The following is a 7,483-nucleotide window of genomic DNA, read 5'->3' as shown; positions in this document are numbered from 1 at the left end:
GGGGGACTTCTTTCATAAAACTAATTGTAATTCAGAGAAAACTAAGGGCGATCGCCTTAGATAAGATCCCCCTCAATCCCCCTTACCAAGGGGGACTTCTTTCATAAAACTAATTGTAATTCAGAGAAAACTAAGGGCGATCGCATCAGATAAGATCCCCCTCTATCCCCCTTACCCAGGGGGACTTCTTTCATAAAACTAATTGTATAGCAAGCTCGCCAATAGATGTTTACAGTTATCATCAAAAGCCCCCCTTAATAAGGGGGGTCAGGGGGGATCATTTATCTAATGAGGGGAACACTACAACGAGCCCTGCTATAATTCAGACAAGACTAAGGGCGATCGCCTTAGATAAGATCCCCCTCTATCCCCCTTACCAAGGGGGACTTCTTTCATAAAACTAATTGTATAGCAAGCTCGCCAATAGATGTTTACAGTTATCATCAAAAGCCCCCCTTAATAAGGGGGGTCAGGGGGGATCATTTATCTAATGAGGGGAACACTACAACGAGCCCTGCTATAATTCAGAGAAAACTAAGGGCGATCGCATCAGATAAGATCCCCCTCTATCCCCCTTACCCAGGGGGACTTCTTTGATAACAATAATTGTATAGCAAGCTCGCCAATAGATGTTTACAGTTATCATCAAAAGCCCCCCTTAATAAGGGGGGTCAGGGGGGATCATTTATCTAATGAGGGGAACACTACAACGAGCCCTGCTATAATTCAGAGAAAACTAAGGGCGATCGCATCAGATAAGATCCCCCTCTATCCCCCTTACCCAGGGGGACTTCTTTGATAACAATAATTGTATAGCAAGCTCGCCAATAGATGTTTACTATAAGTAAACTTTGACTTTTTTGCCAAAAAATTATAAAATCTAGACATAATTTCAAGAGTTAAAATAGTAACTACCCAATGTCGCCAAAAGTAGAGATTTATACCTGGAGTCGTTGTCCCTTTTGTATGAGGGCAAAAGCTTTATTGAAGGAAAAAGAGATAGAATTTACAGAGTACTGTATTGATGGAGATGAAGAGGCAAGAGACCAAATGAGCGATCGCGCTAACGGCCGCCGCAGTGTTCCTCAAATTTTCATTAACGATCAACATCTTGGCGGTTGTGACGACCTCTATGAAGCTGAAAATTCAGGAAAACTAGATCAGTTGTTACAAGAGTCCGTAAGTTAATAATTACTCAGGAAAAAGTTTGTGAAGCTTGCATTTATTATAGATCCCATATCCAGACTAGATCCAGGACACGATACAAGTGTAGCTCTTATGGAAGCGGCCCAAACTCTAGGTCATCAAATCTGGATAACCGAAATGGGAAAACTAAGCGTAGTCAAAGGAGAAGCTTGGGCACAATTACAAAAAGTAGAGTTAGAAACAGTAACACTGGAAGGGGATAAATATCAAATCCCTTCCCCTTGGTATAAGTTGGGGGAAAAAATGACCCAACCCCTAGGGTTGATGGATTGTGTATTTATGCGCAAAGACCCCCCAGTAACTGTGCCCTATATATACGCTACTTATATTCTTGATTTAGTTAAACCACCTACCCGCGTAATTAACTCTCCCGGCGGACTACGATTAGCTAATGAAAAAATGTACGCTTTACAATTCACATCAGTAATTCCTGAAACAATTGTTACTCATGATAAAGACCTGGTTCTGGAATTTGTAGCTACCAGAGAAGGGGGGGTAATTAAACCTCTAGGGGGTAAGGGAGGAGAAGGAATCCTATTTGTGAACGCAGGCGATCGCAATCTTAACTCCTTAGTAGAAATTAGTACCAGACAAGGTCAAGAGCCAATCATGCTACAAAATTATTTACCAGAAGCTAAGTATGGTGATAAAAGAATTATCTTACTAGATGGAGAACCAATCGGGGCAGTCAATCGAGTTCCTACAGGTAAAGAATTTCGTGGTAACATGGCTGTAGGAGGAAGAGTTGAAAAAGCAGAAATCACCTCTAGAGACTTAGAAATATGTCAAGCAGTCAAATCACGCCTGCAAGCTGATGGTCTTTATTTTGTTGGTTTAGATGTAATTGGTGGCTATTTAACGGAAATTAACGTTACTAGTCCCACAGGCATTAGAGAAATAGATAGGCTAAATAAAACTAGTTTAGGTCAACAAGTAATCCAGTGGCTAGAAAAACTAATTAAACGGACTTGACACAACATTAGCAGGGTGCGTTACACTGCGTTAACGCACCAGAGTTTCATAGCTTTACTATCATACCTTCAACTAAATTTGGTTTATGTACGCAAGTTAAAAACTAGGTTCGTAGTTGGACTTTAGTCCAATGTACAAACGAAAATAATAACTGGGTTTTAGGAAATATACAATAAATCAGGAACTGGTACCCAGTCATCGCCATTCCTTTTTAGAGTAATTGACCATTCGATACCTACTTCACCTCGATTTTTACTCCAATCATCAAGAAATCGATACAACACTCCTGTTAAACGAGAATGAAATCTTTTAGGTGCCATTTTAGGAATTCTTTGTCCTTCTCTGAATTCATAGGTAATATCTTCTTGAGGAAGTGTAAGAAATTCTTCCAAAGTCAATTTTTTAACTATAGTCATGGTACTTTTACTAAGTTTTGTTCAAAGGAAAGTAGAGATAAAAAAGCTTTTTTCTTAATCTTTTTAAAAAAGTCTGAGGCTATGATATATTAACTAATATAACAAAGTAAAACTATTTGATATTATTTAAATCTATGCCTCCTCGCTGGCCACGTAAACCAGATCGCCAAGATCCCGAATTCCGTCGCTTAGACGATCGCATGAATTTTGCTGTTCATGTAGCTCTTTTTTTAGCTGTTAACTCAGGTTTATGGTTTTTCCATAACTTTAAATACAGTAATTGGTCTTGGTTAGTGTGGTTTAGTAGTGGTTGGCTAAGTATTTTGATTTTGCATTTAGCCTATATTACCCTGATAGCTGACTATAGCGCTACGGGCAGGAAGCAACAGGAAAAAGGGAATAGTTAGGCTAGTATTTGGTTTAACGACTTTTTATGTTAAATATATGTCAAACATCCCTGTCTGTAGTGCTATACAATATAAAACAATAAAATTAAATCCGATGAGTAATACCAACCAAACAGCAGAAATAGAAAAATTAGCCGCTAGTATTGGCGAAAATATTTATATAGATGTAGCAAAATGGCATCTCTACTTATCCGATGCTCATCTTCACACTACTGTGGCTGAACAAGTTTATATTTTTCTAGACAATCATAACTCTATTGAGGAAGAAGATGTACTTTCTCTACTGGAAAATATACCTGTAAAATTAGGCGGCGGTAAAAAAGAATTACCTTTGATTGATTTAATTCCCACATCATGTCATAGCCAATTAATGGATATTATTGAGGAATATCAACGCCAGAGATAACAGTTTTGGTTCTCGGCGTATTTGCTTTTGATAAGCATCAACAATAACATTTATGGGGAATAGGCAATAGGGGAGAAAGTGCAACGAGAAATACAATTTACCCGATAATGTCAAGAGAACCACAGTTTTTTCAAGATTTTTAAGTTATTTAAAGTGGTCTTTTTTCAAAGGCCACTTATTATTAGAGATATCCAAAGTTATAGTTAATTTGAATTGAAACTTTATGAATAATTTAGTAAAATTTACAACAAATCAAGGATTTAACTTTTCACTTCCTCAAGGAAAAATTCCCTATCAAGAGACTAGCTTAGAAACTAAAGGAATTTATGAACCAGAAACAGAAGAGGCTATTTATAATTTTGTCAAGCCTGGGATGACAGTGATTGAATGTGGTGCTTGTTGTGGATATCATAGTTTAAATTTAGCAAAAGCTGTAACTAATACAGGAAAAATCTACTGTTTTGAAGCTAATCCAGAACTTATTCCTATTCTCGAAGAAAATGTAAAAATTAATAATTATACTGAGAGAGTCGAAATTATTAATAAAGGAATATGGCAAAAAAATGGCTTGATGGCTTTTCCTATTCAAAATGAAGCATTGGGAATGGCTTCAATTCCTAGATTACAGAAAAGACTGAGACATAATAATCTGATTTTTCGTAAATTACTCCAATGGAAATCTAATGATTTGAAAAAAATTATTCAATTAGAAGTAATTTCAATCGACGAGTATTTTCATGATCAAAAAATAGATTTTATTCGTATGGATATAGAAGGCGCAGAATTAGAAGCTTTAAAAGGAGCAAAAAACTTATTAACCAAGCAAAATGTAACTATAATTATGGAATGGACTTTAGAACAGGGAAGAACAGACGACCAAACTATTGAACTTTTTGCATTACTCAATTCTTTAAACTATAAAAAATATCGGATTTTAAAAGAAGGTCTTAAGAAAATAGAGACAGTAGAAGAGTTTATCAATAGCTGGTCAGATAAGTCTAACAAAAATCAGCGAGATATACTATGTGTTAAAGAAGAAGTATAATAAGCAGTTGTTTTAACCTTTAGATTGTTTACGCTTAATAATCCAAATAATCCCTCCTCCAATCAAAACAACCGCGACAATCAAACTAATGGGACCTATAAAATTTTCAACTAAATCATAATTATCACCGAGAATATATCCAGCAAGAGTTAATAGAGTAACCCATACAGCAGTTCCCAGGGTAGAGTAAGCTAAAAAAGGTACTAAGGGCATATTACTAACTCCGGCCGGGACAGAAATGTAAGTGCGTACCCCCGGTACGAGACGACTAAAACAAGCAGCTTGTTTGCCTTTTTCATCGAACCATTGTTTAGCTTTTTGAATATCTTGACTCTTAAGGGTTAGCCATTTGCCATAGCGATCGCATAATCTTTCGATTCTTTTTAAGCTGGTAAATTTTCCTAAATAATACCAAGGCAAAGCCCCTAGAATTGAACCAATAACTCCCGCGATAATCACATAAACAAAATTAAGTTTTCCTTGAGTTACTGTAAATCCTGCTAAGGGCATAATTACTTCTGAGGGAATAGGCGGAAATATATTTTCTAATAACATTAACAGGGCAATCCCCACATATCCTAAATTGTTAACGGTGTTAATAATCCAATCAAGCATAATATTTTATCAAATAACTACTATTCAAATTATCACATATTCTCACAGGAAAAAATAGCTTGAATTTAGTAAATTGAAGCAGAAATCTAACTAAAGTTAGATGTAACAAAAAAAGGGATGATTATAAATATAACTCAAGTTAGATGTAGAAATAATCTTCAATAAATAAAGTAAAAAATAATCAAGAAAAAATACAACAAGGGCGAAAGTATTAATGGTATCAAATAACAAAGAAACGCTGACCAATGCGGCAGGAATACCAGTTCCTAGTAATGATGTTTCTAAATCCGTGGGAAAACATGGCCCTTTACTGTTAGAAGACTACACTTTAATTGAAAAAATGGCCCACTTCAATCGGGAGAGGATTCCTGAACGGGTGGTTCATGCTGTAGGATCTGGTGCTTATGGTACCTTTACAGTGACTGATGATATTACCAAATATACTAAAGCTAAAATATTTGCCGAAGTAGGCAAAGAAACAGAAGTATTTGCCCGTTTCTCTACGGTAGCTAAATCCAAAGGCGGCTCAGATATTTATCGGGATCTCAGAGGATTTTCTCTAAAATTTTATACTGAAGAGGGAAATTGGGATATGGTGGGCAACAATACACCAATATTCTTTGTAAGAGACCCCATGAAATTTATGGACTTTATTCGGTCTCAAAAAGAACATCCCCAAGAAAATTGGCGACATGATCAGATGTGGTGGGATTTTTGGTCTTTATCGCCAGAAAGTATCCATCAAGTTCTGTGGTTAATGGGAGATCGCGGTGCGCCGATGGGCTGGAGACATCTAAATGGCTACGGAAGCCATACTTTTAGCTTTATCAATCAAGAAAATGAGCGCATTTGGGTAAAATTTCACTTCAAAACAGACCAAGGCATCAAAAACTTTACAGAAGAGCAATGGATGCACTTACAAGGTATTGAACCTAGATGGGCGACAAAAGACTTATACAATGCCATAGAGGAGGGTAATTTTCCCTCTTGGACAATGTATATTCAAACTATGACCGATAATCAAGCAGAAAGCTTCCCCTGGAATCCCTTTGATTTGACCAAAGTCTGGCCTCATAAAGACTATCCCCTACAAAGAGTTGGTAAATTAGAATTAAACCGCAATCCTGAAAATTATTTTGCTGAAGTAGAACAAGCGGCATTTTCTCCAGGTAACGTGGTTCCGGGAATCTCTTGGTCTCCAGACCGTATGTTACAAGCTAGAATCATGTCTTATGCAGATACTCATCGTTATCGTTTAGGAGTTAACTATGAGTCTATTCCTGTTAATCAACCCCATAAAACTGAAGCTAATACCCCCTATCGCGATGGATTGATGCGAGTAGATGACAATAGCGGTTCTCGGATTAATTATAGCCCCAGCCACGAAGATTATCCCAAGGTAGATAAAAGTAATCAAACTCCACCCTACCATTTAGAAGGAATGGCAGAACGTATCTCTCTAGCTGATGAAGATCACTATGATCAAGCTCAAATGTTCTACAATATGCTTAAACCTCAAGAAAAAGACCGTTTAGTGCATAACATTGCTGGAAGTTTGGGTAAATGTAATCAAGAAATTCAAGATAAGCAAATTGAGATATTTCGCCAAGTTAGTTCTCAATTAGCTGACCGCGTCATCGAAGAAATTGCTAATACTCAGCCACCTCAACCAGATCCAAAACCAGCGACTATTTAACAAATACCAATCATAATTACTCCATCTTAATGGTCAAAGTAACAGCGATCGCCTTTATGGTGGCAAAGGAGAAGATACCATCAGGGGAAGTGATGGTGAAGATACTTTAGGTGGTGGAGAAGACAATGATCTGATTTTGGGAGAAAACGATAAAGATAAACTCAATGGCAATCAAGGCGATGATTCTCTCAATGGTGGTAATCGTGGGGATGATTTACTAGGAGGTGACGGTGATGATTTATTAGAAGGGGGAAACGGTTTTGACATCCTCCGAGGTGGTGACGGTAATGATACTTTGAATGGCGACGATGGTCGAGATACGCTTCTCGGTGGGAGAGGAAATGATTATCTTATCGGTGGAGGATTTGATAGCTTATTCCTAGAGGGAAATGCTAGTATTACTAGACTTGAACGTCGCTATCGCCGAAGCGATCGCTTATTTGGCGGTGATGGTAATGATACCCTAGATGGTGGTAATAGTAACACGGTGATGTTTGGTGGTTCAGGTGCGGATCAGTTTTGGTTTACTGAGCCATTTCCTAGTTTAGATGATTCTCTTCCCCCTGATGAACTTTTGAATCCCAAAGTTGATGTAATCGCCGACTTTGATTCTAACCAAGATTTAATTGCTATAGATAGTAATCTCGATACCAAGTTAACTCCAGGGGCTAAATACAGTTGAAAAATATCTACTCATTACTGCTAAAAGTTGCTCATTTG

General features: G+C 37.3%; 9 protein-coding genes and 1 pseudogene. 8 read left to right on the top strand and 2 right to left on the bottom strand.

Annotated elements, in window-relative coordinates:
- Positions 1 to 918 precede the first annotated feature (918 nt).
- Both grxC and gshB read left to right on the top strand, forming a co-directional pair.
- Positions 919 to 1,188: a glutaredoxin 3 gene (grxC, locus tag MW688_RS19025; RefSeq protein ID WP_486737589.1), complete on the top strand. Its 270-nt coding sequence runs from the start codon at positions 919 to 921 to the stop codon at positions 1,186 to 1,188.
- Positions 1,189 to 1,209: 21 nt separating this feature from the next.
- The gene (gene gshB, locus MW688_RS19020) at positions 1,210 to 2,178 is read left to right on the top strand and encodes a glutathione synthase (protein ID WP_486737588.1); all 969 of its coding nucleotides are present in this window, start codon (positions 1,210 to 1,212) and stop codon (positions 2,176 to 2,178) included.
- A gap of 158 nt (positions 2,179 to 2,336) precedes the next feature.
- Here gshB and MW688_RS19015 read toward each other — a convergent pair whose 3' ends face one another.
- Positions 2,337 to 2,594 carry a Uma2 family endonuclease gene (locus tag MW688_RS19015; RefSeq protein WP_486737587.1) on the bottom strand — a complete coding sequence of 86 codons (258 nt, stop codon included), beginning with the start codon at positions 2,592 to 2,594 and terminating at the stop codon, positions 2,337 to 2,339.
- 134 nt (positions 2,595 to 2,728) lie between these two features.
- Between MW688_RS19015 and MW688_RS19010 the strand changes: the two genes are divergently transcribed.
- The 3 genes from MW688_RS19010 to MW688_RS19000 all read left to right on the top strand — a co-directional run bounded on the left by MW688_RS19010 (position 2,729) and on the right by MW688_RS19000 (position 4,452).
- Entirely contained in the window at positions 2,729 to 3,001 is a 273-nt protein-coding gene (locus MW688_RS19010) for a hypothetical protein (RefSeq protein WP_486737590.1), read from the top strand.
- Positions 3,002 to 3,095: 94 nt separating this feature from the next.
- Positions 3,096 to 3,407, top strand: coding sequence for a DUF3181 family protein (locus MW688_RS19005; protein ID WP_486737586.1), 312 nt, complete (start codon positions 3,096 to 3,098; stop codon positions 3,405 to 3,407).
- 223 nt (positions 3,408 to 3,630) lie between these two features.
- Positions 3,631 to 4,452: an FkbM family methyltransferase gene (locus MW688_RS19000; RefSeq protein ID WP_486737585.1), complete on the top strand. Its 822-nt coding sequence runs from the start codon at positions 3,631 to 3,633 to the stop codon at positions 4,450 to 4,452.
- Between the two features lie 12 nt (positions 4,453 to 4,464).
- On the opposite strand, the gene MW688_RS18995 is transcribed toward MW688_RS19000, so the two are convergent.
- Positions 4,465 to 5,067 (bottom strand): DedA family protein, encoded by a 603-nt coding sequence (locus tag MW688_RS18995; RefSeq protein ID WP_486737584.1) that lies wholly within the window; start codon positions 5,065 to 5,067, stop codon positions 4,465 to 4,467.
- A 214-nt stretch (positions 5,068 to 5,281) separates the two neighbouring features.
- Here MW688_RS18995 and MW688_RS18990 point away from each other — a divergent pair, with 214 nt between their 5' ends.
- The 3 genes and pseudogenes from MW688_RS18990 (at position 5,282) to MW688_RS18980 (ending at position 7,445) form a co-directional block, all read left to right on the top strand.
- Positions 5,282 to 6,763, top strand: a complete 1,482-nt coding sequence (locus MW688_RS18990) for a catalase (protein WP_486737583.1) — start codon at positions 5,282 to 5,284, stop codon at positions 6,761 to 6,763.
- 43 nt (positions 6,764 to 6,806) lie between these two features.
- Positions 6,807 to 6,887: pseudogene (locus tag MW688_RS18985) on the top strand (hypothetical protein); the annotation flags it as partial.
- Positions 6,888 to 6,899: 12 nt separating this feature from the next.
- Positions 6,900 to 7,445, top strand: a complete 546-nt coding sequence (locus tag MW688_RS18980; RefSeq protein WP_486737582.1) for a calcium-binding protein — start codon at positions 6,900 to 6,902, stop codon at positions 7,443 to 7,445.
- Positions 7,446 to 7,483: the final 38 nt, after the last annotated feature.

Source organism: Johannesbaptistia floridana (genome assembly GCF_057440575.1).
Note: the sequence above shows the minus strand (reverse complement) of the source record. Positions and strands in the feature narration are given on the sequence as shown.

Coding starts and splice junctions, on each gene's coding strand:
- MW688_RS19010 (WP_486737590.1), top strand. CDS start 2,729: ATGCCTCCTCGCTGGCCACGTAAACCAGATCGCCAAGATCCCGAATTC.
- grxC (WP_486737589.1), top strand. CDS start 919: ATGTCGCCAAAAGTAGAGATTTATACCTGGAGTCGTTGTCCCTTTTGT.
- MW688_RS18995 (WP_486737584.1), bottom strand. CDS start 5,067: ATGCTTGATTGGATTATTAACACCGTTAACAATTTAGGATATGTGGGG.
- MW688_RS19005 (WP_486737586.1), top strand. CDS start 3,096: ATGAGTAATACCAACCAAACAGCAGAAATAGAAAAATTAGCCGCTAGT.
- MW688_RS18990 (WP_486737583.1), top strand. CDS start 5,282: ATGGTATCAAATAACAAAGAAACGCTGACCAATGCGGCAGGAATACCA.
- MW688_RS19015 (WP_486737587.1), bottom strand. CDS start 2,594: ATGACTATAGTTAAAAAATTGACTTTGGAAGAATTTCTTACACTTCCT.
- MW688_RS19000 (WP_486737585.1), top strand. CDS start 3,631: ATGAATAATTTAGTAAAATTTACAACAAATCAAGGATTTAACTTTTCA.